Raw genomic sequence first — 26,452 nt, 5'->3', positions numbered from 1 at the left:
ATGCCGGTTATCCTTGTTCGTTTACTTTCTTAATGAGGTATTCAGGGCAATCATCTTTAATGCTGTTAAAGCTGCTTCTTCACCTTTGTGCCCGTGTTTGCCGCCAATACGTTCCAATGCCTGTTGCTGGTTTTCTACTGTAAGTACAGCAAAAATTGTTGGCACATCAATCGTAAGATTCAATTGTGTTACAGCATCGGTAACTGTTTTACATACATAATCAAAATGCGGCGTATCGCCACGTATTACACAACCAAGCGTAATGAATGCATGCGGTCTCGTTTTGAGATGTCTCGATTTGCTTTCCCAGTATGCTTTTACAGCAAAACCTATTTCTACTGCACCGGGAACGGTTACAGTAACAACCTGCTTCACACCATATTCTTCCAATACCTTGCGGCAACCTTTTTCCAGTTCATCAATAATGGTTGCGTTCCATTCGGTACGTACCAATACAACACAGGCACCCGAAAAATCGTGAGTGCCTGTATTAAATGCGTATAAATTGCTGTTGCTAACATCAGCCATAATACAATGGGTTTAGCCTTGTTTAGTCGTTTGTAACAACACCCAAGCGTGCAAGGTATTTATCGGCCTGGCCTGCACCATTTGATCTTGGATATTTTTCTTTCAATGCCTTTAATAAATCCGCAGCCTTCTCTTTATTACCTACAGCTTCGTAAGCCATTGCTGCACGTAATAGATTTTCGGATGAAGTGAACTCATCTTTCTCATTGAGCTTAGCAGCTTTTTCGTACATCGCCGGACCTTTCTCTTTCTTATCGGTACTCATGTAAGCATCACCCAACATACGCCAGGCAGCACTTTGAATTTGTGTTGCATCGGTAGAAAAATCTTCGAGATGCTTGATGGCATTGTTGTAATCTTCTTTACGGAGGTAGATTGCACCTGCATAATAATTAGCAAGATTTGCAGCCTTAGTTCCGCTATAAGTTTTAATGATCTTCAGAAAACCTGCAGATGAACCATCACCGTTTAATGCCTGGTTCAATGAATCCTGTGCGAAATACATTTGTGCACGGCTCATCGCATCGTTTGCTTTCGATTCTTTCGGGCCTACAACAAAGTTTTTATATGCGAGGTAACCACCTGCCAATAAAATAATCAATCCACCAATGTAAGTAATGGGTTTTGAAAAACGACCCCAGAAGTCCTTTGCCTGTTTAATGGCTTCCACATCGTTCAGTTCCTGTGCCGTTGTTTTTTTTGTTTCTGACATTTTGTATTTGTTCTGGTTGAATTTAAATATAGCTTAAGCTTCGTTAGTGTAAATATTAGTCTACAATGAACGGATAATTCTGATCAATATACACATCCTTCAACAGCTCATCTTCTGATGGCCATGGACTTTCTTCAGCAAACTTCACACACTCCTCTACTTCTACACGTACACGTTCATTAATGGCTTCAATTTCTGCTTCGCTTACACCGAATACTTCCAGCAGTTTTTGCTTTGAAGTTTCAATGGGGTCACGTTGCTTATATTCTTCTACCTCTTCTTTAGAACGGTATTTCTGAGGATCACTCATTGAGTGACCTTTGTAACGATACGTTTTAATTTCAAGTAAGGTTGGCCCTTCACCTGCTCTGCCACGTTTAACCGCACGTGCCACCGCTTCGTGAACTGCTTCAGGATCCATACCGTCGATACTATCTGCAGGCATTTCGTATGCATCAGCCAGCTTATAAATATCAACCACGTTACTTGTACGGGTTACAGATGTACCCATAGCGTAGTTGTTGTTCTCACAAATAAAAATCACCGGCAGCTTCCAGAGCATTGCCAGGTTGAAGGTTTCGTGCAACATACCCTGGCGGGCAGCACCATCACCAAAAAACGTAAGCGTTACATTGTCGTTACCGTTGTATTTATCGGCAAATGCAATACCTGCACCTGTACCAATTTGTGCACCTACGATACCATGACCGCCAAAGAAACCAACATCTGCACCAAAGAAGTGCATACTTCCACCTTTACCTTTTGAGCAACCGGTCGCTTTACCGAACATTTCGGCCATACACGCCTTTGCACTTACACCTTTTGCAATAGCTAAACCGTGATCACGATACGCAGTGATCATTTTATCTTCAGGCTTGGTAGCTGTCATACAACCTGCCGCAATGGCTTCCTGGCCAATGTAGAGGTGACAAAAACCACGGATCTTTTGCATTCCATAAAGCTGACCTGTCTTTTCCTCAAAACGGCGGAGGAGCAGCATTAACTCGTACCAGTAGAGATATGTTTCTTTCGTGAATTTAGTGGCCACGTCGTAATTTTTTTAGAGTGGCAAAGATAAGGGTACAGTGTTAAATTTAAACCGCTGATTTTTGATTGTGGATTTTTGAAAAAAATTACCCGTAACCATTGTTAACGAACGTTTTGGCCCCGGAAAAGTTCTGGCATCTTTTTCGATGCAAATGCAGGGAAGAAAACCTGTTTTTCTCCACTAAAATTTATGTTATGGGTACGTTACAGCAATTACAGCATTGGAGCATTACCCATCACCCCAAATGGCTGGTGGTATTGCGGATCGTTCTTGGTTTCAGCCTGCTGTTAAAAGGCATTTCGTTTATCAGCAACGATGCAAGTTTGCAGAACATTTTGCAGCAAAGCATTTTCTCCTCACAAAACTGGCTCGTTACACTTATTCCCTGGGCACACCTTTTAGGCGGCAGTTTACTTATTGCGGGATTGTTTACCCGTTGGGTGGTGTTACTCCAAATCCCCATCCTTGCGGGCGCTTTTTTACTGGTGCTTTCGCAAAAAGGTTTTATGGGGGCACAGTCGGAGCTTGGCTTATCGCTGATGATACTTGTACTGCTGATTGTATTTTTTATTGAAGGAGGCGGACCAATTTCACTGGACGATTATTTCAGTCGCAACCCGAAATAATGATCCCTTCCATTACACTTCATCGACAGTTTTTGATGCTGCCAAGGCGTTGCTATGCCCTTAATGCTTTTTTATGATGAAGTGAATAGAATGCCACTGCCGCACTTGCCAGCATAAATACTGAACCGAGCACAAAGGGAGCGCCGGGAAAATAGACCGGTGCTTTCGGACCGGTAAAAGCTGCAAATGTATTTGTCATCATCACCGGGCCAAGGATCGAACTGAAACTCATGAGCGCCGAAAGCGACCCTTGCAGTTCTCCTTGCTGATTGGCAGGCACCAAACCCGTCATCACCGATTGCAAAGCTGGTCCGCAAATACCGCCCAGGCAGTAAGGTACCAGAAACGCAAACATCATCCAGCTTTGTGTGGCCAATGCAAACAGGAACATACCAAATGCATACAGTGCCAGGCCGATGTAAATACTTTTTTCATTCCCAATGCGGGGATTGATCACCCTTGTTAAACCGGCCTGCACAGCCCCTACCAACAAACCAACTACAGCTAGCGATATACCAATCATTTTCGAATCCCATTTAAATCGTTCGATGGTAAAAAAGCTCCAGTTGCTGTGTACGGCATGGCTACCCAAATAAACCAACAACAACGCAAGTACTAACCCGCCAATGGATGGATACCTTTTAAGTTTGTATAACGATACGCCGGGTATAATGCGCACCCATTCGAACTTGCGGCGATTTTCCGGCTTCAACGATTCAGGTAAAACAAAAAGTCCATACAGGAAATTCAGCAAACACAATCCGGCTGCAACCATAAACGGCACACGTGCACCAAAACCGCCCAGCAAACCACCCACTGCCGGACCAATGACAAAACCTAATCCAAATGCAGCGCCAATCATACCAAAGTTTTTTGCACGGTCTTCGGGAGTGCTGATATCGGCAATGTAGGCCGAAGCAGCAGTAAAGCTGGCACCTGTAATACCGGCTACAATACGACCAACAAACAACCAGCCTAAGGTTGGAGCAAAAGCAAGAAAAAGATAATCAACTGCAAAGCCAAACAGCGATGCAAGAATAACAGGACGACGACCAAACCTGTCGCTGAGGTTACCCATTAACGGCGAACAAATAAATTGTGTAATAGCAAACGCAAATAACAACCATCCGCCAATTTTTGATGCCTGGCTTACTGTTGCATGCCCCAACTCTTCAATAAGCGAAGGCATTACCGGAATGATGATACCAAAACCGATGACATCAATAAGCATGGTAATGAAAATAAAGCCGATAGCAGCGTTACGATTGGAAGCCATAAAGGAAGATTGAGTTTGCAAAGATGATAGATTACAAAAAGACTAAAAGAGTTTTTTTTCAAACGGTACAAACAAAAAAGGCAATGGATAAATCCATTGCCTCGATAAACTTATTGCAACTTACTTACGCTCTTTTCTTCACAGCTGTTTTCGACGCAGCTTTCTTTTGCTTTGTTAACGGCTCAATTACTTTACTAAAAGCACTGAGGTTAACAGGGCCGCTGTACGGTTCGCCGTTGATATAAAAGAAAGGAACATCTTTAATGCCTTTATCTGCTCCTTCCAATAAATCGGCTCTTACGCTCCAGCCATACACCGAATCAACCAGTTTGGTTAAAAAGTTTTTATCGGTAACACCTACATCTTTTGCATAGCCTTTTAAGCTGATGGTGCCGAGGTTACGGCGGTGAGCAAATAAAGTGTTGTGCATATCCCAAAACTTCACTTCACCTTCCTGTGCTGCACCAACCGAAGCTTCGGCTGCTTTTTGCGCACGCTGGTGAATACGTGTTAACGGAAAATGACGGAAGTTAAACTGTACGGTATCTTCAAACTTCTCCAGCAACTGGTTTACTACTTCATTTGCTTTTGCACAGGCTTCACTTTCATAATCGCCATACATGACCAGCTTAACAGGAGCTTTTTTATTGCCTACCCAAATATCCTTTGGTGGTATAATTTCTATTTCTGCTTGTTTTTGTGCCATACGTGCTCCTTTTTTAAAATATGATCAATTCAGTTTCCTAGTACTTATTGTGCAGCCGTTGCTTTGTTTGTTTCTTTTGAAGGGGCAGTATGTCCGTTTTCATTTCTGAAAACCACTACTCCATCAAACACATCAACAACTACTTTGTGGGCTTTGTCGATATCGCCTGATAAAATTTTCCGGCTCAAGCCATTTACGATCTCTTTCTGGATCAATCGTTTTAGAGGTCTTGCTCCAAACTGGGGATCGAAACCATGTTCGGCAAGGAATTCAAGGGTGTAGTCAGAAAAGTCCAGCTGTATGCCGCTCTGGGCCACCAGTTTCTTCAGGTTATTCAGCTGAATGCGAATAATGGATTTGATTTCCTTTTGAAGTAACGGTGCAAACATAATAATTTCATCCACACGATTCAAGAATTCGGGGCGAATGGTTTGTCGCAACAACGTCATAACTTCCAGCTTAGCCCGTTCTGCCGCCTTATCTATCTCATTCTCAGTGCTTACGCCTTCGTATGCCTCGCTAATCAAATGACTACCAATATTGCTGGTCATGATGATGATAGTGTTCTTGAAGTTCACCACCCGGCCTTTATTGTCGGTTAAGCGGCCATCATCCAGCACCTGCAACAATACATTCCATACATCAGGATGCGCTTTTTCAATTTCATCGAGCAAGACCACACTGTAAGGTTTGCGACGCACAGCCTCGGTCAACTGACCTCCTTCATCATATCCCACATAGCCGGGAGGCGCACCAACCAGCCGGGAAACGGTATGCTTCTCCTGGTACTCGCTCATATCAATCCTCGTCATCATGCTTTCATCATCAAACAGGTATTCGGCAAGCGCTTTTGCCAACTCGGTTTTACCCACGCCGGTTGTACCCAGGAAAATGAAAGAGCCGATTGGTTTACGTGGATCGCTCAACCCTGCCCTACTTCTGCGGATGGCATCGGCTACGGCTGTAATTGCCTCCTCCTGTCCAACTACACGATTGTGCAGTTCATCTTCAAGATGCAATAATTTTTCCCGTTCGCTCTGCATCATCTTGGCAACGGGAATGCCCGTCATCTTCGCAATATTTTCTGCAATATCTTCTGCATCCACTTCTTCTTTCAGCAAACGCTTTTCGCTGCTGGCCGCAAGCTGCACGCTTAGTTCAGCAATCAATGCTTCCTGCTCTTTTACTTTACCATAACGGATTTCGGCTACTTTGCCATAATCGCCTTCACGTTCTGCACGCTCGGCCTGGAGTTTTAAGTTTTCAATCTCCGCTTTGGCGTTTTGTACTTTCTCCACCAGTTCTTTTTCTTCTTTCCATTTTGCTTTGAGTGTATCACGCTCTACAGAAAGATTGGCGATTTCTGTGTTCAGCTCTTTTAACTTCTGCTCATCGCTTTCCCGCTTAATCGCTTCCCGTTCAATTTCGAGCTGACGGATCTGGCGTTCGAGTTTATCCAGTTCCTCTGGCATGCTGTTCATTTCCAAACGAAGCCTGGCTGCACTTTCATCGATGAGGTCAATAGCTTTGTCGGGCAGAAAACGATCGGTAATGTAGCGTGTACTTAATTCAACTGCTGCAATAATGGCTTCGTCTTTAATGCGTACATGGTGGTGTGTTTCGTAACGGTCTTTCAACCCACGAAGAATTGATACCGCATCTTCCACACTCGGCTCATCAATCATTACTTTTTGAAAACGACGTTCGAGTGCTTTATCTTTTTCAAAAAACTTCTGGTACTCATTCAGTGTAGTTGCACCAATTGCACGCAACTCACCTCTTGCCAGTGCAGGCTTCAAAATGTTGGCTGCATCCATTGCACCTTCGCCGCCGCCTGCACCAACAAGCGTATGAATTTCATCAATGAATAAAATAATTTCACCATCGCTGGTGCTTACTTCTTTTACCACACTTTTCAAACGTTCTTCAAACTCACCTTTATATTTTGCACCGGCAATGAGTTGCCCCATATCCAATGCGTAAATAATTTTCGATTTTAAATTCTCCGGTACATCGCCATTTACAATACGCATGGCCAATCCCTCGGCGATAGCTGTTTTACCTACACCCGGTTCACCCACAAGAATGGGATTGTTTTTACTGCGACGAGTTAAGATGTGTAAGGTGCGGCGTATCTCCTCATCACGACCGATTACAGGATCGAGCTTGCCCTGTCTTGCCATTTCATTTAAGTTCTTTGCATACTTATTGAGCGCATTGAACTGTGTTTCCTGTGTCTGGCTTTTTACTGTATCGCCTTTACGTAAATCTTTAATGGCTGTAAGCAAACCTTTTTCGGTTAAGCCGGCATCTTTCAACAGCTTTGCAGTAGAATCGTTGCCTTGAACAATTGCCAGCAACAAATGCTCGGGAGTAACAAACTCATCGCCAAAACTTTTTAACGCTGCACCTGCACGCAATACCACACTGTTGGCTTCACGGCTGATCGATTGTGCGGCTTCTCCACTTGTTTTCGGCAAGCGGTTGATGGCTTCATCGAGTTTTGTTTCTACAAGATTTACGGTAACATTATTTTTCTTCAACAAGTAATCAACCGGACTATCCTGCTGATCGAGTAATGCTTTAAGGATATGTTCGGTTTCAATATTTACATTCTGTGCATTAAAAGCCAATTGCTGGGCCTGCTGCACAGCTTCTGCTGCTTTTATAGTGAAGTTTCCTAAATTCATAGTTCTATTGTTTTAAACATTGTTCGCAAAACACAATCCAATAAAAAAAATCAGTAAGAATGTCACTTAACCGTTTGAGTATCCGCCCCAAAGTCAGTGCCAGCCTCGTTTTACTGTTATTCTTTCAGTTTGCATTTGCACAACAGGATTTCAGTAAGGTAAACGATTGGGTAAATAACAACCTCACCGATTTGGGCGGCCGTGCAGTATTAATGATTTATAAGGATGGAAAATTTGTATACACGCAGAATTTTAACAATTTAACTAAGGCCCAGCAAAACCGTGGAAAGATCAAAGCCAAAGTGCAGGGCAAAGATGTGGATGAAGTATTGCAGGATTACACAACCACTACCCGTGAACGCATTGCCAGCAGCAGTAAATGGTTAACCGCTGCATTACTGATGACCTACATCGATGAAAACAAAGTGCGGCTAACCGACTCCGTTGGAAAGTTTTTACCCGTGATGACCAAATACGGAAAAGGAGGCATTAAAGTATGGCAGTGCTTGAATCACACAACGGGTATTAAAAGCGGTGGCTTGCGTGATATGTTGAGCGGCATGCGCAACGTAAAAACCATGTTTGAAGCCATTGAGCAAATTGCCATGTTGCCGATGGAGGGAACGCCCGGCAAGTATTTTCATTACAGCAATACCGGTTTGCAGATTATAGCAGCGATTATTGAAAAAGTAAGTGAGAAAGATTTTGAAACAGCGTTCAAGGAACGCATTGCCGATCCATTGGAAATGAAGAATACTGATTTTGGCAAAAACGGCGTTCCCCTTGCAGCAGGCGGTGCTTTTAGTACACCTGAAGACTACATGCACTTTTTAATAATGCTGCTGAACGAAGGTGAATACAACGGAAAACGCATCATCAGCAAAGCATTGATAAACGAAATGCAAAAGAACCGCTTAAGCCGGGATGTAGAAATGGCTTATACGCCCGATGAAGCCGGCACCTGGGGCTATGGTTTTGGCGAGTGGATCATGGATGCACCGTTAGCCGTAAGTGAAAAGAAAGATGCAATGCCAAATTCGAAAAGAGGAAGTGCGGTGAGCAGCCCGGGATTATTTGGTTCGTTTCCCTGGATCGATAACGATAAAAAATACTGTGCGTTTCTTTTTGTGTTTAACCTGAAACACAAAGAACGGCAAATGAAATACCGGGAACTGAGAGAGCTTGTTGACAATGTGATGCGGTAGTTTATAACAAGACGAGAAGCGTCGGCAAATACAAGGCAAGCAGTTGCAGGCAGGCATTGTCCTTTTTCTGAAAGCGTTTTTTTTCAACCCTATTTGTACAAAGAAGTAAACAAGCACACAGTTTCGTGTAGTGTTATTGGCATGCACGTGTAGTAGATATATTACAGACGAGTTTTATATGTTAATAAGACATAACTTCGCCCGGTTCTAAGTACAACACCGTATGTTGAAGTTTACTAAAAGTCCAGTTTCCGCTATAGCTTCTGTTATACTGTTTGGAGCATTGCTCGTTTTACTGCTGTGGGTAAACGTTTTTCAACAACTGAATAAAGAAAAAGAAACAGCACTTAATAAAGCAAAACAACTGAATGCCAACCAGGCATTGGCATTAGAAAGTTACACCATCCGCACTATACAAAATGCCGATCTTATTCTGCAGATTGTACGGTCAGAATATCAGAAACAAAATACATTCAACAACTTTCAGCAGTTAAAACAAAATAGCACCATTGATCAGAAATTACTCGAAGGTGTTGTGATTATGAATAAAGAAGGAAATCTTATTTCTTCGTTTCATCCGTTTCACCCCGATACCGTTACAAATTTCAGCACAAGAGAATATTTTCAAACGCATACTACAGCAACGAGCGACAGCCTTTTCATCAGTAAGCCTATTACCTCCCGTCTCTTTTCAAAAGCAGTGATTGTACTCAGTCGTAAAATAACCGACAGCAAAAACAATTTTGCAGGAGTTATTGCCTTACAGATATTTCCGGAAACATTCACCTCGTTTTCGGATGGAGCTTTTGTTGATTCATTTGATATTATTTCCTTGATTGCACCTGATGGTACAACCTATGCACGTAAAACCGGTGCCACTGCCAGCTACGGTGAGAATATTATTAAAAGTCCGTTGTTTCAGCACTTGAAAAATAAGCCTGTAGACAATTATTACGCAAACGATGCAATCCGCAACATTCCAACCTATTTCAGTTACAGGAAATTAAAAAACTATCCCATCATTGCTACGGTAGGTAAAAGAGAAGTAGATGTGTTGCGTGACTATCAAAAACAAAAAAATAAATCGCTCATTTTTACCTCTGTAATTACTTTGCTTGTGATTCTGTTTTCATTTGCCATTATTACTGGCATCCAAAACAGGCGTCGTTTTTTTAATGCGCTTGCAGAAAGCGAAGGAAAATACAGATCGATGTTTGAAAACAGCAAGGATGCAATTTTACTTACCGATCATGAAGGAAATATCTTAACACTTAATTCTGCCGCCGAAAAAGTATTCGATATCGATCAGGATTCCTGCACCTCAAAAAATATCGGTCAGTTTTTAGCCAATGCACAAGATCACTTCTACCAACAAGCAGGATATACCGGTGAAGTAAAATTTATACGCCGCTCGGGTACTGAATTTACAGGTGAAGTGGTTTCATCGCAATACAAAGCAGACAGAAATCATCGTGTTTCTGTGATCGTTATAAGGGATGCTACGGAACGTAAACAACTGGAAGAAGAATTAGCAAAAGAGCGTAACCAGCGAGAGCAACTCATACTGCAGCAGGTTATTCTTACGCAGGAAATGGAACGAGAACAAATTGGTGGCGAACTGCACGATAACGTTTGCCAGATTTTAGCAACAACCAAACACTACCTGGAATTAATTGAACGCAAACAGGAGTTCAGTCAAACTTTCTTACCACAGGCAAGACAAATGATCAACGATTCGATACAGGAAATCCGTCATCTTTCGCACGCCATGAACCCTGCTTCGCTTGATTCGAAAACCATTACCGATGCATTGAAAGAACTGACTGCTACTATCAAAGCTACCGGCGAACTGGAAGTAGTGTTCAATGCCTATCATTGTATTGAACAACTGGACGTTCAAAAAAAGCGTGCACTGTTTCGTATTGCCCAGGAACAACTCAACAATGTTTTAAAGCATGCACAAGCTACAACGGTGCATGTAAGTATTGCTTTAAAAGAGAATAATATCCATTTAAACATCAGCGATAATGGAAAAGGCTTCGATCCTTTGCAACAAAAAGCCGGGCTGGGTTTAAACAATATGCAGGCAAGGGTAAAAGCATTTGCAGGAAAGATTCATGTAACTACATCACCAGGGCAAGGCTGCCATATTGAAGCGGTCATTCCTTACCTGGAAAAAAGGGCATAAGGAACCATTCTTTTATTTTTTATTCTTCGCCGCAGCTTTCGAAAGATTTTCTTTTACACGAAACTTCACAATTTTTGTTACCAACGCCAGCGGCAATTTTTCATCAATGGGGAATTGGATAGCACCTTTTGATGTTTTATACTTTTTCAATTCATCAGCAAACGCTTCAATACCTGATGGCGCAGGATAAAATCCGATATGACTTTTATACCCTGCAAAATGTACCAGGTTGCCCTGCAGTTTAAATGTGGGCATCCCATAACTGATGGCTTCTTCTGCCTTCGGTGCAGCTTTGGTAATTGTACTGCGCATCTGTTGCAACAAGTTTTGAGTACTTGCAGGAAAACCGGCAATGTACGCATCGATGGTTGTAATGGCTGTATTCATGATTTTGAGTTGGAAAGGTTTTATACCGCAACCGCTTCTTTATGATATTTATTTCGGTAAGCTAACGGTGATAAACCGGTGATTTTGCGAAACACCGTGCGAAAGGCTTTCTCATCGGAGTAACCGGTTTCATACATTACTTCGTTCACATTCTTCCGTCCGCTTTCGAGCTGACGTTTGGCTGCTTCAATTTTTACACGTTGAATATATTCAACTACTGTATTTGCTGTTGCTTTTTTAAACCTTCGTTCCAGGTTACGACGGCCCAGTGCCAGCATGTCGGCCAACTGGTCTACTGTAATCTTATCCTGGTAATTACGTTCAATGTACTCCTGTGCTTTTTTGATCGATTCATCTTCATGTGCCTTTTGCCCATTGAAGATGATAAAAGGTGATTGACTTTCCCGATCAATATCGATCATAAATGTTTTGGCAATACGTACCGCCACTTCACGCCCTGCATATTTTTCAATAAGGTAAGCCAGCAGGTTTAAAAAGGAATACGCTCCACCGCTACTGTACAAACCATCTTCCTCCGTCATAATGCGATCATCCACCAGGTTCACCTGTGGAAACATGCGACGAAAATCGTTGGCAGCTACCCAATGTGTTGCACATTTCTTTCCATCTAACAAACCTGTTGCTGCCAGCAGAAATACCGCAATACAAAATGTAGCAACTTCTGCACCTTGTTGATACTGCTCAACAATCCATGGTATAAATGCAGCATTCGCCTGCATGGCCTTTTCCAGATCGCCGTGCATAGCCGGTATAATAATGAGGTCGGTTTTCTTTACATCGCTAATCAATACATCGGGTTGTATCGTATACAAGCCATTGCGTTGTGGAACAGAGTTTTCAAGTCCCACCAATTGAATCTGAAAAACAGGCTCCATACCCATTGCCTTACGGATATTGTTTACTTCGGATAAGATCTGGTGTGTACCATCAATATTCGGTAAACTGGAATGACCAAGCGGTACAAGAATTGAAACATGTTTCATGCGATTGTTTTTGGTTTAGCGCCAACTGTTAAGCATCATAAAATTCAAATAACACATTTTACAGCTTTTACTTTTGGCTATTGTAAGCAATGGTTGAGTTAAAGAGAAGTCAAATGTAACAAATGTGTTTGTCGTAATCAACCCCATACAATTTCGGAAACACACCCTTTTATTACCAAAGTAACCCGGTAGGTTTGTACTGCAACCACAACAATGTTTACCAACACAATTCATACGGCAACTTTATTAAACGGCCTCGATGAGGCGCATACAGCAATGCAACAGCTACTGTCAACTGCCAGCGAAGATGCCCTGCATTTTAAACCTGCGGCCCGCAGTTGGTGCATTGCACAAATAGCCGAGCATGTACAACTTTCTGCAAACTCTGTGCTAAAAGCAATGGCCTTAAAAGGCAATCCGGCACAAAGAGACCCCGCAGAAAAAATTGAAGAACTGCAGCAGATTTTTCTTGATTTTGATAAGCAATACAAAAGCCCCGAATTTATACTGCCAACAAAAGACATTTACATTAAAGCTGTGTTGCTGACGGAGTTTGAACAAACATACGCTGCATTAATACAGCTTTTGTACCGGGTTGATTTTGAAGAAATGATCGACCACCCGGCATTCGGCAATATCAGTAAACTGGAAATTGCGCATTTTGCATGGTTTCATACCGAACGGCATTTACGACAGATGAACAAATGCCTGCAGCTGTACAAACAAACAAGACAGCAGGCAACACACATTGAGTTATTTAAAACGAATGTGAACAGTAAATCGGAAGCAGCAACAATTATCAGCAAGCTGCAACAACATTACCCGTTTTCAAAAATCACCATCGATCTGCACGATTGCGATAAAATTCTGCGTATTGAAGGCGAACAGGTACAATTATCGCTGGTACTAAATCTGCTGGAGAAAATGGGTTATGCAGGATCGGTTTTTACCTGATCAATAACTACCGGTCTAATGCAGGAAAATATTTTTAGCTTTAACTATACACATTAACCACCTTAAACCTATCGATCATGAAAAAAGCAACCTTCTTCTTATCAATCACCTTAAACCAATGTTGCTATGGCCACAAAAAAAACAAAGCCAACCGACGAAGAACTGGTAGCCGACTGGATGCAAAAACTGGAGCACCCGCTAAAAGCAGAAATTGATGCCGTTCGTGCCATTATCAAAGCAAGTAACAGCAACATTAAAGAACGCATCAAGTGGAATGCCCCTAGTTATTACAGCACAGAAGACATTGTAACGTTTAACCATCGTGCAACACAACATGTGCACCTCATCTTCCATCATCCAACTATTGTACAAATAAAATCAGCATTGCTGGAAGGCGACTATAAAGACCGGCGGATGCTTTACCTGCCCGATATGAAAGCGATCAAGGCAAATAAAAAAGAGCTGCAGCGCATTGTTAACGAATCGGTGCAGTTAATTGATCAACTTTAAATCATTAGTTTATGGAACGCATTCATTTTACAGTCAACATCAACGCTCCCAAAGAAACAGTATGGGCTATTCTCTGGACCAAAGGCAAATACGAAGCATGGACTGCTGCTTTTGCCGAAGGCTCCACTACTATTACCGATTGGCAAGAAGGAAGTAAAGTTTTATTTGTGGATGGCGCCTCCGGCAATGGTATGGTAAGCCGTATAGAAGAAAAGCGGGAAAACGAATACATGTCGTTTACACATCTGGGCGAAATAAAAGATGGCGTAGAAGACACCACGAGTGAAAAAGTAAAAGCATGGAACGGATCGAAAGAAAACTACACCCTTACAGAAAACAACAACGTAACCACACTTGATGTGGAGATGGATATTACAGCTGAGTATAAAGATTATTTTCTTACCACATGGCCTAAAGCAATGGAAATAATTAAAATAATGGCCGAACAAAACGTTTAAATAGTACAAGTATGACAACCATTTCATCAATCTATGTGAACCTGCCTGTGAAAGACCTTGCAGTTACAAGAACCTTCTGGACCAGCTTAGGTTTTCAGTTTAATGAGCAGTTCAGCAACGACAAAGCTGTATGCTTGGTTCTTAATGAAGGAAGCATGTATGCCATGCTACTTACGCATGAATTCTTTGCAGGCTTTACCACCCGATCTGTTGCCGATGGCAGCAGCACGCAGGTTATTCTTGCTGTTGAAGTAGAAAGTAGAGAAAAAGTAGATGCCATTGTACAGGCAGCTTTGGCCAACGGTGGTACACGCTATCGGGAAGCGGCCGATCATGGCTGGATGTATTACGATTCTTTTGCTGACCCAGACGGTCACCAGTGGGGGATCATGCATTCCGATCTCTCGAAATTGCCCGCCTAGCAAAGAAGGTTGTTAATCTTTAACAATCGCAAAAATTGCATCCTGTTTCCAATTATCTTTAGCAGCATAAAATTTCTGCAATGAAATATATGCTGCTTTTTGTTTTTACTGTATTCTCCGTTACCGTATGTACTGCACAAAACTTTACCGAAGTAGAGCAGTTTATGCTTAACAATCAAAAGCAACTGGGCGACGACCAGGCGTTGATGATTTATAAAGATGGGAAAGTTGTTTACCAGAAAGCGCTCGGCGATTTTAAAGCCAACATGCAGGCTCCTATTGGCGAAAGCAGTCAGTGGTTAACCGCAGCCTTGGTGATGATTATGGTACAGGAAGGAAAAATTTCGCTGGATGATAATGTTGGAAAGTATTTACCCATTTTTCCGAAATGGATGAAAGGCTACATCACCATCCGTAATTGCCTCAGCCATACCGATGGTATTGAGCCCGATAAACAGGGCGCCGGCAAAATGTTTCAACGCAACAGCTTTTCTTCGCTGGAAGAAGAAGTCAATCACTATGCTGAGAAAAGAGCCATCGTTAACAATCCCGGCGCATGGTTTCAATACAACCAGATCGGAACAAACATTGTTGGTCGAGTACTGGAAGTGGTAACCAAGAAAAAATTCGATCGCCTGATCCAGGAAAAATTATTCAGACCCATGAACCTGCGCCTTACAACGTTCAGCAATTATACATCGGCTATCAGCCCGTTTGATGGTGCAAAATCAACTGCTACCGAATACAGCAACTTTATGAGCATGTTACTCAACAAAGGCATGTATAACGGCAAACAGATTTTAACCGAAGCTTCGGTTGCTGAATTGATGAAAATACAAACCGGTAACGCACTCAATAAATTTACCCCTCCTTTTATGAATGGCTACAGCTATGGATTAGGTACCTGGGTTGAAAGTAAAGACAGCAAAGTGGTGAGTGCTGTTTCACCCACTGCTCCTTTTGCATGGATTGATTACTGCAAAGGTTACACCTGCATCCTTTTAACAAAAAAAGAAAGAGATCCGTTAAAGCGTGAACTGTACGACCAGCTAAAAACATTGGTGGATGCACAAATAAGCGGTGGTTGTAAATAACCGTACTGTTTCTTGTTCGTTTTGTAACTTTCCGGCGCAGCACGGCTGCTAAACAACTGTACTATGTACGAACACAGTAAACAACCGCTTGCTACCAAGCACAAATATTACAAACGTATTGCCTGGAACTTATTAACTGCTTCGGGCATCCTGGCCGTTTGCCTTGCCATTGGCGTACTGGGTTATCATTATACCGATGACATTCCCTGGCTCGATTCGTTGCACAATGCTTCCATGATCCTGAGTGGCATGGGACCGGTGGTAACCATTACCTCTAATGCCGGCAAATTATTTTCATCGTTTTATGCCTTGTTCAGCGGCGTGGTGTTTATTACCAATATCGGTTTAATACTTGCACCTGCCGCACATCGTTTATTTCACAAGCTGCACATCCAGGAAAAATAAGAGTGCTACCAGTAACTGCATATACTACTTTTATAAAAGATACTGCTGCACGACTTGGCTTCAGCTTTTGCGGCATCAGTAAAGCTGTGCGGCTCGATGAGGATGCCAAACGCCTTGAGCAATGGCTCAAGCAAGGCATGCATGGCAACATGCAGTACATGGAAAATTATTTTGAGTTGCGTGTTGATCCGGCGAAGCTTGTACCGGGTGCAAAGAGTGTAATTACACTCATGATGAATTATTACCCGGCAGTTCCACAAACAACCGACGGACCAAAAATTTCGAAGTACGCCTACGGCAACGATTACCACGAGGTCATCCGCAGCAAACTGAAAGAGTTGTTGTTTGAAATGAACCAATCGATCGGCGAAGTAAATGGGCGGGGATTTGTTGACAGTGCTCCTGTACTCGAACGCAGCTGGGCTACACGCAGCGGTTTAGGATGGATCGGCAAAAACGGGAACCTCATCAACAAACAACAAGGCTCGTTCTCTTTTTTAGCAACCATCATCTGCGATCTGGAGCTGGAATACGATGCTGCGTTTGCGAAAGATTATTGCGGCAGTTGTACACGCTGCATCGATAACTGCCCTACCGACGCCATACAACCTAACAAAGTAATTGATGGCAGTAAATGCATTTCTTACTTCACCATCGAATTAAAAGATGCGTTGATTGATGAAAGTATGAAAGGCAAATTCAACAACTGGCTATTTGGTTGCGATGTTTGCCAGGATGTTTGTCCGTGGAACCGTTTCAGCAAACCAACCACAGAACCTGCTTTTGCACCTTTGCCTCAAATACTGAATTTAAGTACAAAGCAATGGGAGGAAATGACCGAAGAAACGTTTAAGCTGGTATTCAAACACTCGCCCATTAAGCGTACCAAATTCAGCGGTATTCAACGCAATTTAAAATTCATTCAATCCACATAAAAAAAGAAAGAGACCGTAACGGTCTCTTGTCTATAGGTGCATCCCGGTTATATAGTCGGGAGATGATAAAGCAATGGTTAAAATACAAAGCCAAGTTTTACGGCGATGCGGTTGAATTTATAATTGTAGCGGTAATAAGTTTCTGGTGATTCAACAGGCCATCCCCACCAGCTGAAACCTTTTTGTGTTTCTTTTAATTGTTTATGCGAATAACCTGCGCTGATGACAAATGCATCCTGTTTCTTTGTGTTTATTTTTAAGCCGATACCTGCATCGGTAAACAAACCCGGCGACTGATCAATAATGTTCTGCTGCTCTCTATTTTTCGTCCAGGCGAAATTGATCCCTGCATCGCTGTACAGAAAAAACGTTTTCCGCTTTGTTGAAAAATCGTACCGCACATCAGCAAACAACGGAATACTCCGCTGCATATAAAAATCCATCCCGGTGCCGATACCTGCAAACCATTTCTGATGACGGAAACCGTTTACTGTTTGTAATGTAAATGCTTCGGCACTGCCACCTGCCAGTAAACCGGTTTGTACAATGGTTTCAAATTTGAATGGCTTTACTTTTTCCGGCTGTGGTTGTACTTGTGTTAAACCAAACAACGGCAGCAAGAACAGTATACACAAAAGAGATTTCATGTGTTTATTTTTGAATAGCAATACTGCTACGTTGCTGAATATTGTTGGCATTGCTGTAATCGAACTGCAGCAGGGCTGTTTTGGTAACCACCAATGCATTGTTGTTCCAGGCAATTACATCATACGCTTCAAAGCCGGTAAACTGCTTGATCAATTTCAGGTTTGAAGGAGTAGTTGCATCATAAATTTTCAAACCATCTTTCCCATCGCAAACAAATAACAGGTTACCCTCTTTCGATAAACCATGCGGATTGGTTAGTGCATACGATTTAATTAAGAACGGTGCTTGTAAATTATTAATATCAATTACATCTAACTGGTTAATGGTTGCACGGCAGGCTGTACCGCTGCGCAAGGTTACATACGCATGTGTATCATCTGCAATTACAGGATCACAAGCCAAGGCATGTGCAAAAGAACCTGTCTTCGTTGGCACTGCCGGATTTTGTATGCTGTAGATAAACATACCGGTATTGGAACCAATAAACAGTTGCTCTTTGAACGGATAAATAGTTTCAATACCCCAGCCTACAGACACCGTTTGCAGCTGTTGCGGCGCATCGGGATTTTGCAAACCAAATACTTTCAGATCGCTGTTGGAAACAGTATAGAGATAATCGTTCTTTAATGCAAAACGAGCCATCGATCCGTTGATGCCGGTTGTTGCTGCGTTCGTTGCTACAGGAGAAAAAGAGGAAAACAGCATCGCATCAGTTCGGGTAAACCAAGGAAAACCGGTGGTATTCGTACAAAGTATTTCAACAACTGTATCCTTCCTGTTCCAATCAACAATCAACCGATTGGTATCGGCTACAAAACCATTGGCATAAGTTCTGTGCGGAAATACATTGGATGAAACTTTTACCAAACCTATCTGCTGCGGATTACTGATATCAAGCGTAATTAAATCGCCATACAAATCGGCATACAAGCGATTTCCTTTTACCGCCAAGTCAACATTGCCCGGCATTTCGATAAACGAAAGATTTTTCGGAGCCGATGGGTTGCTGTTATCAATTACATGAATGCCTTTGTTGATTTCGTTGAGAAAAATGTACGAACCAAAGAGCGTTATTTTTCCGGGATTGGCAATTGCCTTTGCCGGCATACTTTTAATACCGGCGTATACTTCCTGTTTGGTTTTGTACACCGGGCTCAAGATGCTGTAGGTTTGTGTACACTTGTCTTTGAGGCAACTGCTCAGGAACAAAACAGGCAGCAGCAACAATGCATAAGGTTTAATCCTGGTCATAGCAGTAGTTTGTTTAGCAGGTTGACATTAGCGCAATACAAACCGTTGCACTGCTTTTTAATTATTTAAAATAAATGCGGTAACGCACACCTGTTTGCCACCAGTAATCGCTCGATGAAGTTTTGTACACTGGCCGTAAGCCGTAATTAAAATATAAACCCAGTTGTGAAGTTTGCTTTTGCACATTCCACTCGTATGCAGGTGTCAGCTGTAATACCGGTTGCCATGTAGTTGCTTTTGCAGTAGTAGTTCCTCCTGCTGTGCTACCCATAGTTGTACCGGAATAACGGAAAGAGTTTGCAACTGTTCCTGTTTTTGTTGAAGACAAAGCGAACCACTGTTGCAAACCTGTTCCCAAACGGAACATGCCTTTTGCAGTTGAAGCAATTTTCCATTCAAGATCCAACGGCACCGCAATACTGTGTGTTTTAAATACAGCATCGCTATTGGTAAGCATTACTGTTGAGAAGCTATTGGTTGTTTGATAAAAACTATCCACACGCTGCGACTGTTCTACTTTATAACTGCTGTACTGGTACTGCAAGCCTGTAACAAATACATGTTTTTTAAATACCGTTTTACGTGCAACTATGCCCATACCAAATTGCAGCGAAGGTTTAATGGCAAACTGATTGACCGTAATACGAGTAGGACCACCGGAACCGCCGTTGTTTCCCAACAGCGGCGAAGCATCTGCAACTGCAGACATACCGCCGGGAAATACATTATCTCTTATTTGTGCGATGCCTGCATTTACCTGCAAGCCCAAACGCCATTTGTTTTTAGATTTGGCAGTACTGTCGGCAGGCAAAACTGTAGTTGTAACAAAAGCAGAATCTGTTGCTTCTTTTCCTACACTGTCTTTTACTGCAACATTTGTAGCTATTACTTCCGTTTGGGGTTCGGATACTACAGTTGTATCAACAACACTATTTTCTTCCTGCTTTAATGCAGCCATAACAGTTTTATCTTCTTGCGATGTAATAAATTTATCCTGCTGTTTATTTTGCATAACAGGTATAGTTATTACAGGATTCGCTGCTGTTACCACTTTCTTTTTCTTCGACAACGAAACTGTTACTACTGGTTGTTGCACATTCAATACCGGTTCATCAGTTGTTGTTGCAGCAATAGTTGTTGTTGGTTCTGTTGCTGTGCGTTTATCTGTTTGCTGTTCGTTTGCTGTTGAGGTATTGCGATTGTCTGCTTGTGTTGTTTTATTCGCTGCTGTTGCAGGTGTAGTTGTATTTGTTGGTTGATGTAATGCCGTTGATGCCTGTTCATTTTTATCTGCTGTTACATAAAGCAATCCTGCTCCGCCCAGCAACAGTCCGGCGAAGAGGAAAATGATGATCCATCTGCGTCGCTTCCTGTCTTCCTGCAATTGCGCATTCACCTGTTGCCATACGGCATCGGATGGCTTCAGCTTAAAGCTGCTCAGCTCCTCTGCAACTTTTTGTTCAAAGCGGTTATCCTCCATACAATTTCTTTTGGGGTTCGGCATTATATTTTTCAATCCAGGTGATCAACAGGTTGCGTGCACGCATGTACTGGCTGCGACTGGTACCTTCCGAAATACCAAGCATCTTCCCTATTTCCACATGTGTAAATCCTTCTACCGCATGCAGGTTAAAAATGGTTTGATAACCGGTAGGTAATTGCCGTATCAATTCGGCCAGCTGTTTATTGCGCAGAATAATCTCCGGGTTCTCATTACTCACAGGATGCAACGGCTCGCTCAGGAAAGACATATCGTACTGATACTCTTTTTTCTTTTTGAGATAATTCAAAGCAGTGTTCACCATAATCATCCGTATCCATCCGCCCAACTCACCTTCGTTGCGGTAACTGTGCAAATTGCGGAACACTTTAATGAATCCCTCCTGCAATACGTCTTCCGCATCGGCCAGCGATTTGGTGTAACGGAAACAGATACCCAGCATGGTTTCAGCAAAAGCATCGTAGAGTTGCTTTTGCGCCACGCTGTTGCCACGCAAACATTCTTTTATGAGTTGACGCTGATCGATCATTCCGGTTTTGTAATGGGTTGACAAAGCTATACGCTCAACCGTTGCTTGCCGTTTAAATTTTCTTTAAAAAAGAAGCCCCGTTAGAAAACGGGGCTTGAACACTTAAAACATAACTACTGAAAAAAAGACTTATATCGCCGGATCGGCTGGTGTATTTGGATTATTTAACCGCTCCTGATCGGGATAAGGATAGAAATTTCTGTTGCGCTCGAAACTTGTTGGCACTGGGTTTACATTGTTTGGAGGAGCGGTACGTCCGAAGCGGCGACTGTCTTCCAAACGCAAACCACTTAGGTATAATTCTGCACAACGTTGCTTATACACTTCGAGCAAAAGGTCGGGTACGAGAATTGAGCCGGAATAGGCAGGCAAATTCGCATGCACACCAAACACATCGCCGCTCGATTGCTGACGAACTGCATTAATTTCAGCCAAAGCATCTGTCACCAATCCGCCTGAACGAAGGATGGCTTCTGCTTTGATCAAACGCATTTCATCGGGCAAATAAACCGGAATAGGGCTGCTGTTGGTTTGCGCAAATCCACGGATGGTGCGCAACACATCACTGCCACTTGTTACGGGCGAACCCTGGAAATAAAATGCCAAACGACCATCTGCCGCATCAAACATACCTGCAGGTAATCCGAAATTATCACGTGGAGAAAAACTGTTTACAACACGCAGTTGATTAAAAAGAGGATTAACTGTTTGCGCCCCATCGTAATTGAACTGCGATGCAGAACTTAATGGAACAAGATTAGCGGCAGCTATTGCCTGGGCATAACGGCCTGCCATCATATTATATCTCGCAAGGTATGCGTTGATACAATTCAACAGATTGAAATTTGCACCCAGCACACGTGTATTAAACTCTGTTGAAGGTGCGTTCGCTGCAAGTAAAGCCGCTGCCTGCTCAAGCAATTCGATTGCTTTTAATAAGCCTTGTTGACGGGGTACAAATGTTACGCCACCAGCTTTATTGGTTTGCGTAGGCACCTGCTCAAATGCGGTAGCTAACCCGCCGATCGCCATTGCCTTAAACAAATGAGCGTGTGCAACAACACCCGAACGCATGGCGTTATCAGTAGCAAGTACAGTGGGCGCACTGGCAATAATATCATCGGCCATACCCATTACCCGGTTCATGCGTAACCAAACGCCCAACACGTTTCCGTTAAATGTTGGTAATGCAGAACCACCCGCTTCAATTTCAAGTACGTTGGTAAACGTGGCAATGCCTTTTACTTCACGTGTGGTGCCACCTGTTGTAATTGCAAGCGCTTCAAATGCAGATGCTGCATAATTCTGCTTCATACCAATACTGTAAGTAATCAACCCCTCACGTGTTGAAACCACCTGCGCATCCGTAGGTCCGTTGGGGTTTACGATATCCATTTTACATCCCGAAAACACAGCGAGTGCAAGCAGGAAGATGGACTGTTTAAAAAGCTTTTTCATTGTATAGTAATTTTTTCAATTAGAAATTAACGTTTACACCAAACAGGATCATTCTTGGAATTGGCACTTCCACAAAATCAAATCCACGAACCGCATTATCCTGGCCCGCTGCATTTACCTCCGGATCCCATCCGCTGTATTTATCAAATGAAAGCAGGTTACGTCCTACAACACTTAAACGCATCGTATTACCTTTTAAAAACTTCGGCTTCATGTTATACGATAACGACAACTCACGAAGTTTTACAAATGAACCATCTTCAATCCAGTTTTCGAAAATGCTGAAGAGCGCTGCACTTGTACCTTTCGGCACTTTGCCCAACAATTCATTTTCGTACCCTTTCAATCCGCCGTAAAAATCTCTGTCGCCCACACGCTTGGTAAAGTTGAACACATCATATCCCAGCATCGCATCCCACTGCATACGGAAATTGAATTTGCCGAAATCGAGCTCATCAATTTTAGAGATCACATGTTTAGGATTGGGTTGACCGATTACTTTGCTCAGCAAGGTTCCTGTTGGCTGGCCATTTGAACCACGCTGCACAGTATACTTGCCGTTTGCCAGTTGAATACCTCTTTCACGTTGCGGCAAACCATTCAGATCGAGTAATAAACTGCCATCAGTATTGCGTGCAAAGAATGTACTGTAGTAGGCACCCAACGGATAACCGTTAACAGCTGCAACCTGGCCAAAGCCTCCTGCAAATGGCAATACGCCATTACCTTCCACACCGTTAACAACGTTCTTGTTATTGAGATAAGATAATGTTGAAACCCAACGCAACTTGTCATTATTAAGAATGGCTGCACGAACGAGGAATTCAAATCCTTTGTTCGTCATAGTACCAATGTTTACAAAACGATTGTTGTAACCGGTTGTTGGTGCAAGTGTACGGTTAAGAATCAAATCTTTTACATCTTTATTAAAGTAGCTGAATTCAACACTGATGGCATCGTTCAGTAAGCCAAGATCAAAACCAAGCTCAACTTCTGTTTGGCGTTCGGGTTTAACAGTAAAGTTGCCCAAGGTAGATGGTGCAATGTATCCGGCCTGTCCACCATACACAACCGGTGAGAAATTGGTAAACCGATCGTACTGACCAATTGCAGTTAAGTTACCGCTTTGTCCATACGCTGCACGCAGCTTTAAACTGCTGACAGCCTTCGAAAGATGATCGCCCCAAAATTTTTCATTCGAAACAATGTAAGTACCACTCACTTTAGGGAAGAACTGCCAGCGGTTATCAATACCGTAAACAGATGATGCATCTACACGTGCTGCACCTGTTACAAAATACCTGTTCTTATAGCCGAATGTCTGTTGCAGAAAGGCCCCCATAATTACACGCTCGCCTCTAAACTCTCCGGCTGCAATCGTACCGTTGTTGATGGTTTGTCCGAATGCACCTAACTGTGTTGCATTAGCAGAAAAGGTAAAAGTTTTATCGTATTGCAACGTTCCGCCCAACGATGTTGTTGACTGTAACTCGCTGGCAATTTCTTTTTGATAAGTTGCAGTAAGATCGTTGTTCAACTGTATAACCGTTGCATCTGCACGGCGGATAAACCCTCCGTTGTAAGACGGCGTTGTGTTACGTGGAGGAATATAAGCTGTTGCGGTTTGTGTGTAATTATCAATACCGGAAGTAAACTCAATATTTAAACCCGCAATTGGCTTATACGTTAATTGCGCACTTGATACAATGCGGCTTGTGCGCTGACGAAAGTCGAAACGTTCAATTGCTTCTAACGGATTCGTACGAGCAACAATACCACTTGCATTTACCGATGGATAAATACCTGTTGCCGGATCCTTATCGGGATTAACATAGTTGTTTCCGAAAATAAACCCGGTTAATGCACCATAGGCTTCATTGATACCACCGTTTGGAATTTCTTTACTGTTGCTGTAAGTGTACGCTGTGTTAAAATTAAGCGTCATGCTCTTGTTCAGCTTTTGCTGCAGGTTTAAACGAAAACCATTGCGCATAAAATTGGTGTTACGCACAATACCTTCGTTAAACAGGTTAGATACAGATGCATAATATTTCGTATTGGCAGTACCTCCCGAAACAGATAAAACATTTTCTGTACCGATTGCATTCTGGAAAATCTTATCCTGAAAATCGTAACGCTGTACAGGCACTGTTGTAAGATCACTTGCTGTAAAGTTTGCAAAACGGAAAGGCACTTTGTTGTACTCCATTTTTTTGCGGAGCGTACTGCTGCGCAGTTGTGTAGAAAAACTAAACTGCGGTTTACCTTCACGGCCTTTTTTGGTAAAGATCTGCACCACACCATTGTTTGCTCTTGAACCATAAATGGCGGCAGCTGCTGCACCTTTAATAATTTCAATACGGTCAATATCGGCAGGGTTGAGATCAACCAACCTGTTTTGCGCATAACCACCCAGGTCAATCAATTGGCGTGAATCGTTATTGACAATTACACCATCAACAATATATAACGGATCTGATGAACCTACGATGGTGCTTGGTCCACGTAAGCGAACAGTAATACCACCTGCAGGGTTGCCACTGTTTTGTGTAACCTGTGCACCTGCAACCTTGCCCTGCAGTCCCATATCAATGGAGGTTGCACCACCTCTTGTCAACTCTCTGCCCGACACCGTTGAAATAGCATTACCCAATTGCTTTTTCTTTGTAGCAACACCTGTACCTGTTATAACCACTTCATCCAAGCCCAACACATCATCACTCAGTTCGGCATTAACCGTGTAACTGTTTTTTCCACTTTCAACGGTTAAGCTGGAGGTTGTTGTTTTAAACCCTACTCCCGAAAATTCCAGTACATACTTACCGGGTTTCAGATTTGCCGAAAAGCTGTAAGCGCCACTTGCATCGGTTGATGTACCTGCATTGCTGTTACGCACAACAACCGATACATTGCCTGCAGCTGCGTTTCCTGCACTGGTTACTTTACCCGAAATAGTTACCTGTGCGGTTGCAACCGAACACAGCAGTAACATGGCCGGCCACAAAAACAGATGTATCCACCTGCTTGTTTTTTTCTCATTACTTTTTTTCATTTTTCAGTTTTTTGTTTGTGAAGGTTTTCAACTTTACAGAATAGTTAATCCGGCGTTTTTATATGGTTGAAAAATTTTATCGTCGGGCGATAATTCGGTTATGAGCGTATCCAGTTCATTTACTTTGCAAACCTGTATGCTTTGCGAAGTGTTGATCTTTTCTGAAATGGACAGGGCAATCACGTTGTCGGCCGATTCAATCATTGCTTTTTTTACCTGCACCACATCATAATCGTTATCAGTTAAGCCATGCTTTACATCAAGCGCATTAATACCCAGAAAACAGAGATCAACTTTAAACTGCCTGATTTTTAAAATAGCATCGGCGCCAATAGTTATCTGCGAACTTTTTGAAAGTTTATCGCCAATAAAAATTACTTCAATCGTTGGGTGGTGTACATACTCTAATGCTGCCGGTAAGCTTCCTGTTATAAATGTAGCATGCAGATTATCGGGCAAGGCTTTTGCCATTTCAATAATTGTGGTGCCGCCTGTGCTCATCACAAACATGCCGTCTTTAATTAAGGATGCTGCTTTTTGTGCGATGGATTTCTTGGCGTCAATATTATATACACTGGAAGAATTGATGGAGCTGCTGAAAGAACGTGAAAGAGCACCACCATGTACTTTGATGATTTTTCCTTTATCGGCCAGCTCCTGTAAATCACGACGAATGGTATCTTCCGATACATTCATTTGTGTACTTAAATCGGAGGATAGTACACGGTTGTGCAAGTTTACCTGGTGCACAATAAAGGCTTGTCGTTCCTGCTTAAGCATGCTGGTTTTGGCTGTTAATCGTTTATAAAATACAACTGAAAAATACTAAAGTTTAAAAAATCCCGCAAAAAAATGCAGCTTTTTT

25 protein-coding genes are annotated in these 26,452 nt (G+C 42.6%); 10 read left to right on the top strand and 15 right to left on the bottom strand.

From position 1 onward, the window contains the following. Nucleotides 1–21: 21 nt before the first annotated feature. From ribH to pdhA, 3 genes are read right to left on the bottom strand one after another with little or no spacing between them, the layout of a single operon-like run. Nucleotides 22–528 (bottom strand): 6,7-dimethyl-8-ribityllumazine synthase, encoded by a 507-nt coding sequence (gene ribH, locus IQ13_RS14410; protein ID WP_144887094.1) that lies wholly within the window; start codon nucleotides 526–528, stop codon nucleotides 22–24. Nucleotides 529–550: 22 nt separating this feature from the next. Further along, nucleotides 551–1,240, bottom strand: a complete 690-nt coding sequence (locus IQ13_RS14405; RefSeq protein WP_144887093.1) for a tetratricopeptide repeat protein — start codon at nucleotides 1,238–1,240, stop codon at nucleotides 551–553. A gap of 55 nt (nucleotides 1,241–1,295) precedes the next feature. Next, nucleotides 1,296–2,288 (bottom strand): pyruvate dehydrogenase (acetyl-transferring) E1 component subunit alpha, encoded by a 993-nt coding sequence (pdhA, locus tag IQ13_RS14400; RefSeq protein ID WP_144887092.1) that lies wholly within the window; start codon nucleotides 2,286–2,288, stop codon nucleotides 1,296–1,298. Nucleotides 2,289–2,482: 194 nt separating this feature from the next. Between pdhA and IQ13_RS14395 the strand changes: the two genes are divergently transcribed. Then, nucleotides 2,483–2,914 (top strand): DoxX family protein, encoded by a 432-nt coding sequence (locus IQ13_RS14395; RefSeq protein ID WP_144887091.1) that lies wholly within the window; start codon nucleotides 2,483–2,485, stop codon nucleotides 2,912–2,914. 52 nt (nucleotides 2,915–2,966) lie between these two features. Here IQ13_RS14395 and IQ13_RS14390 read toward each other — a convergent pair whose 3' ends face one another. From IQ13_RS14390 to clpB, 3 genes are all read right to left on the bottom strand, one after another. Next, complete coding sequence (locus tag IQ13_RS14390) at nucleotides 2,967–4,190, bottom strand: TCR/Tet family MFS transporter (RefSeq protein ID WP_144887090.1); 1,224 nt, start codon at nucleotides 4,188–4,190, stop codon at nucleotides 2,967–2,969. A gap of 124 nt (nucleotides 4,191–4,314) precedes the next feature. Beyond that, complete coding sequence (locus IQ13_RS14385; protein WP_144887089.1) at nucleotides 4,315–4,896, bottom strand: DsbA family protein; 582 nt, start codon at nucleotides 4,894–4,896, stop codon at nucleotides 4,315–4,317. A 44-nt stretch (nucleotides 4,897–4,940) separates the two neighbouring features. After that, on the bottom strand, nucleotides 4,941–7,586 hold the full coding sequence (gene clpB, locus IQ13_RS14380; RefSeq protein ID WP_144887088.1) for an ATP-dependent chaperone ClpB: 2,646 nt from the start codon (nucleotides 7,584–7,586) through the stop codon (nucleotides 4,941–4,943). 59 nt (nucleotides 7,587–7,645) lie between these two features. Here clpB and IQ13_RS14375 point away from each other — a divergent pair, with 59 nt between their 5' ends. Both IQ13_RS14375 and IQ13_RS14370 read left to right on the top strand, forming a co-directional pair. Then, nucleotides 7,646–8,791 (top strand): serine hydrolase domain-containing protein, encoded by a 1,146-nt coding sequence (locus tag IQ13_RS14375; protein ID WP_144887087.1) that lies wholly within the window; start codon nucleotides 7,646–7,648, stop codon nucleotides 8,789–8,791. A 223-nt stretch (nucleotides 8,792–9,014) separates the two neighbouring features. Next, nucleotides 9,015–10,979, top strand: a complete 1,965-nt coding sequence (locus tag IQ13_RS14370; RefSeq protein ID WP_144887086.1) for a PAS domain S-box protein — start codon at nucleotides 9,015–9,017, stop codon at nucleotides 10,977–10,979. Nucleotides 10,980–10,991: 12 nt separating this feature from the next. On the opposite strand, the gene IQ13_RS14365 is transcribed toward IQ13_RS14370, so the two are convergent. Next, nucleotides 10,992–11,366 (bottom strand): iron chaperone, encoded by a 375-nt coding sequence (locus IQ13_RS14365; RefSeq protein WP_144887085.1) that lies wholly within the window; start codon nucleotides 11,364–11,366, stop codon nucleotides 10,992–10,994. A gap of 20 nt (nucleotides 11,367–11,386) precedes the next feature. After that, nucleotides 11,387–12,370 (bottom strand): GlxA family transcriptional regulator, encoded by a 984-nt coding sequence (locus tag IQ13_RS14360; protein ID WP_144887084.1) that lies wholly within the window; start codon nucleotides 12,368–12,370, stop codon nucleotides 11,387–11,389. 213 nt (nucleotides 12,371–12,583) lie between these two features. Here IQ13_RS14360 and IQ13_RS14355 point away from each other — a divergent pair, with 213 nt between their 5' ends. The 7 genes from IQ13_RS14355 (at nucleotide 12,584) to queG (ending at nucleotide 17,148) form a co-directional block, all read left to right on the top strand. Beyond that, on the top strand, nucleotides 12,584–13,324 hold the full coding sequence (locus IQ13_RS14355; protein WP_144887083.1) for a DinB family protein: 741 nt from the start codon (nucleotides 12,584–12,586) through the stop codon (nucleotides 13,322–13,324). 126 nt (nucleotides 13,325–13,450) lie between these two features. Then, nucleotides 13,451–13,834, top strand: coding sequence for a DUF1801 domain-containing protein (locus tag IQ13_RS14350; RefSeq protein WP_144887082.1), 384 nt, complete (start codon nucleotides 13,451–13,453; stop codon nucleotides 13,832–13,834). Between the two features lie 11 nt (nucleotides 13,835–13,845). Further along, nucleotides 13,846–14,292: an SRPBCC domain-containing protein gene (locus tag IQ13_RS14345; protein ID WP_144887081.1), complete on the top strand. Its 447-nt coding sequence runs from the start codon at nucleotides 13,846–13,848 to the stop codon at nucleotides 14,290–14,292. Between the two features lie 11 nt (nucleotides 14,293–14,303). Next, a complete protein-coding gene (locus IQ13_RS14340) occupies nucleotides 14,304–14,714 on the top strand; it encodes a VOC family protein (RefSeq protein WP_144887080.1) in 411 nt (136 codons plus the stop codon). 80 nt (nucleotides 14,715–14,794) lie between these two features. Further along, nucleotides 14,795–15,808, top strand: coding sequence for a serine hydrolase domain-containing protein (locus tag IQ13_RS14335; RefSeq protein WP_144887079.1), 1,014 nt, complete (start codon nucleotides 14,795–14,797; stop codon nucleotides 15,806–15,808). Between the two features lie 63 nt (nucleotides 15,809–15,871). Beyond that, nucleotides 15,872–16,213: a hypothetical protein gene (locus IQ13_RS14330; protein ID WP_144887078.1), complete on the top strand. Its 342-nt coding sequence runs from the start codon at nucleotides 15,872–15,874 to the stop codon at nucleotides 16,211–16,213. 2 nt (nucleotides 16,214–16,215) lie between these two features. Further along, nucleotides 16,216–17,148: a tRNA epoxyqueuosine(34) reductase QueG gene (queG, locus tag IQ13_RS14325; protein ID WP_144887077.1), complete on the top strand. Its 933-nt coding sequence runs from the start codon at nucleotides 16,216–16,218 to the stop codon at nucleotides 17,146–17,148. A 77-nt stretch (nucleotides 17,149–17,225) separates the two neighbouring features. Here queG and IQ13_RS14320 read toward each other — a convergent pair whose 3' ends face one another. The 7 genes from IQ13_RS14320 to IQ13_RS14290 all read right to left on the bottom strand — a co-directional run bounded on the left by IQ13_RS14320 (nucleotide 17,226) and on the right by IQ13_RS14290 (nucleotide 26,367). Further along, on the bottom strand, nucleotides 17,226–17,795 hold the full coding sequence (locus IQ13_RS14320) for a hypothetical protein (protein ID WP_144887076.1): 570 nt from the start codon (nucleotides 17,793–17,795) through the stop codon (nucleotides 17,226–17,228). A 4-nt stretch (nucleotides 17,796–17,799) separates the two neighbouring features. Next, nucleotides 17,800–19,047 carry an LVIVD repeat-containing protein gene (locus IQ13_RS14315; protein WP_144887075.1) on the bottom strand — a complete coding sequence of 416 codons (1,248 nt, stop codon included), beginning with the start codon at nucleotides 19,045–19,047 and terminating at the stop codon, nucleotides 17,800–17,802. Nucleotides 19,048–19,108: 61 nt separating this feature from the next. Beyond that, nucleotides 19,109–20,527 carry a hypothetical protein gene (locus IQ13_RS14310; RefSeq protein WP_144887074.1) on the bottom strand — a complete coding sequence of 473 codons (1,419 nt, stop codon included), beginning with the start codon at nucleotides 20,525–20,527 and terminating at the stop codon, nucleotides 19,109–19,111. After that, on the bottom strand, nucleotides 20,517–21,077 hold the full coding sequence (locus tag IQ13_RS14305) for an RNA polymerase sigma factor (protein WP_242009558.1): 561 nt from the start codon (nucleotides 21,075–21,077) through the stop codon (nucleotides 20,517–20,519). The genes IQ13_RS14310 and IQ13_RS14305 overlap by 11 nt, the downstream gene beginning before the upstream one ends. Before the next feature lie 129 nt (nucleotides 21,078–21,206). Beyond that, nucleotides 21,207–22,535, bottom strand: a complete 1,329-nt coding sequence (locus IQ13_RS14300; RefSeq protein ID WP_144887073.1) for a RagB/SusD family nutrient uptake outer membrane protein — start codon at nucleotides 22,533–22,535, stop codon at nucleotides 21,207–21,209. A 19-nt stretch (nucleotides 22,536–22,554) separates the two neighbouring features. Then, complete coding sequence (locus IQ13_RS14295) at nucleotides 22,555–25,587, bottom strand: SusC/RagA family TonB-linked outer membrane protein (RefSeq protein WP_199758276.1); 3,033 nt, start codon at nucleotides 25,585–25,587, stop codon at nucleotides 22,555–22,557. Between the two features lie 33 nt (nucleotides 25,588–25,620). After that, a complete protein-coding gene (locus tag IQ13_RS14290; RefSeq protein ID WP_144887072.1) occupies nucleotides 25,621–26,367 on the bottom strand; it encodes a DeoR/GlpR family DNA-binding transcription regulator in 747 nt (248 codons plus the stop codon). Nucleotides 26,368–26,452: the final 85 nt, after the last annotated feature.

It is taken from the genome of Lacibacter cauensis, from assembly GCF_007830055.1.
Classification (GTDB): Bacteria; Bacteroidota; Bacteroidia; order Chitinophagales; family Chitinophagaceae; genus Lacibacter; species Lacibacter cauensis.
The sequence above is the reverse complement of the archived record's forward strand: the minus strand, read 5'-3'. Positions and strand labels throughout refer to the sequence as shown.

Bases quoted from the DNA above. Each gene is read 5' to 3' on its own strand.
- IQ13_RS14295 (WP_199758276.1), bottom strand. From the start codon at position 25,587: ATGAAAAAAAGTAATGAGAAAAAAACAAGCAGGTGGATACATCTGTTT.
- IQ13_RS14335 (WP_144887079.1), top strand. From the start codon at position 14,795: ATGAAATATATGCTGCTTTTTGTTTTTACTGTATTCTCCGTTACCGTA.
- IQ13_RS14330 (WP_144887078.1), top strand. From the start codon at position 15,872: ATGTACGAACACAGTAAACAACCGCTTGCTACCAAGCACAAATATTAC.
- IQ13_RS14300 (WP_144887073.1), bottom strand. From the start codon at position 22,535: ATGAAAAAGCTTTTTAAACAGTCCATCTTCCTGCTTGCACTCGCTGTG.
- IQ13_RS14350 (WP_144887082.1), top strand. From the start codon at position 13,451: ATGGCCACAAAAAAAACAAAGCCAACCGACGAAGAACTGGTAGCCGAC.
- IQ13_RS14370 (WP_144887086.1), top strand. From the start codon at position 9,015: ATGTTGAAGTTTACTAAAAGTCCAGTTTCCGCTATAGCTTCTGTTATA.
- ribH (WP_144887094.1), bottom strand. From the start codon at position 528: ATGGCTGATGTTAGCAACAGCAATTTATACGCATTTAATACAGGCACT.
- IQ13_RS14375 (WP_144887087.1), top strand. From the start codon at position 7,646: ATGTCACTTAACCGTTTGAGTATCCGCCCCAAAGTCAGTGCCAGCCTC.
- IQ13_RS14315 (WP_144887075.1), bottom strand. From the start codon at position 19,047: ATGACCAGGATTAAACCTTATGCATTGTTGCTGCTGCCTGTTTTGTTC.
- IQ13_RS14390 (WP_144887090.1), bottom strand. From the start codon at position 4,190: ATGGCTTCCAATCGTAACGCTGCTATCGGCTTTATTTTCATTACCATG.
- IQ13_RS14395 (WP_144887091.1), top strand. From the start codon at position 2,483: ATGGGTACGTTACAGCAATTACAGCATTGGAGCATTACCCATCACCCC.
- clpB (WP_144887088.1), bottom strand. From the start codon at position 7,586: ATGAATTTAGGAAACTTCACTATAAAAGCAGCAGAAGCTGTGCAGCAG.
- IQ13_RS14310 (WP_144887074.1), bottom strand. From the start codon at position 20,527: ATGGAGGATAACCGCTTTGAACAAAAAGTTGCAGAGGAGCTGAGCAGC.
- IQ13_RS14385 (WP_144887089.1), bottom strand. From the start codon at position 4,896: ATGGCACAAAAACAAGCAGAAATAGAAATTATACCACCAAAGGATATT.
- IQ13_RS14345 (WP_144887081.1), top strand. From the start codon at position 13,846: ATGGAACGCATTCATTTTACAGTCAACATCAACGCTCCCAAAGAAACA.
- IQ13_RS14365 (WP_144887085.1), bottom strand. From the start codon at position 11,366: ATGAATACAGCCATTACAACCATCGATGCGTACATTGCCGGTTTTCCT.
- IQ13_RS14405 (WP_144887093.1), bottom strand. From the start codon at position 1,240: ATGTCAGAAACAAAAAAAACAACGGCACAGGAACTGAACGATGTGGAA.
- IQ13_RS14305 (WP_242009558.1), bottom strand. From the start codon at position 21,077: ATGATCGATCAGCGTCAACTCATAAAAGAATGTTTGCGTGGCAACAGC.
- IQ13_RS14290 (WP_144887072.1), bottom strand. From the start codon at position 26,367: ATGCTTAAGCAGGAACGACAAGCCTTTATTGTGCACCAGGTAAACTTG.
- IQ13_RS14355 (WP_144887083.1), top strand. From the start codon at position 12,584: ATGTTTACCAACACAATTCATACGGCAACTTTATTAAACGGCCTCGAT.
- IQ13_RS14340 (WP_144887080.1), top strand. From the start codon at position 14,304: ATGACAACCATTTCATCAATCTATGTGAACCTGCCTGTGAAAGACCTT.
- IQ13_RS14320 (WP_144887076.1), bottom strand. From the start codon at position 17,795: ATGAAATCTCTTTTGTGTATACTGTTCTTGCTGCCGTTGTTTGGTTTA.
- IQ13_RS14360 (WP_144887084.1), bottom strand. From the start codon at position 12,370: ATGAAACATGTTTCAATTCTTGTACCGCTTGGTCATTCCAGTTTACCG.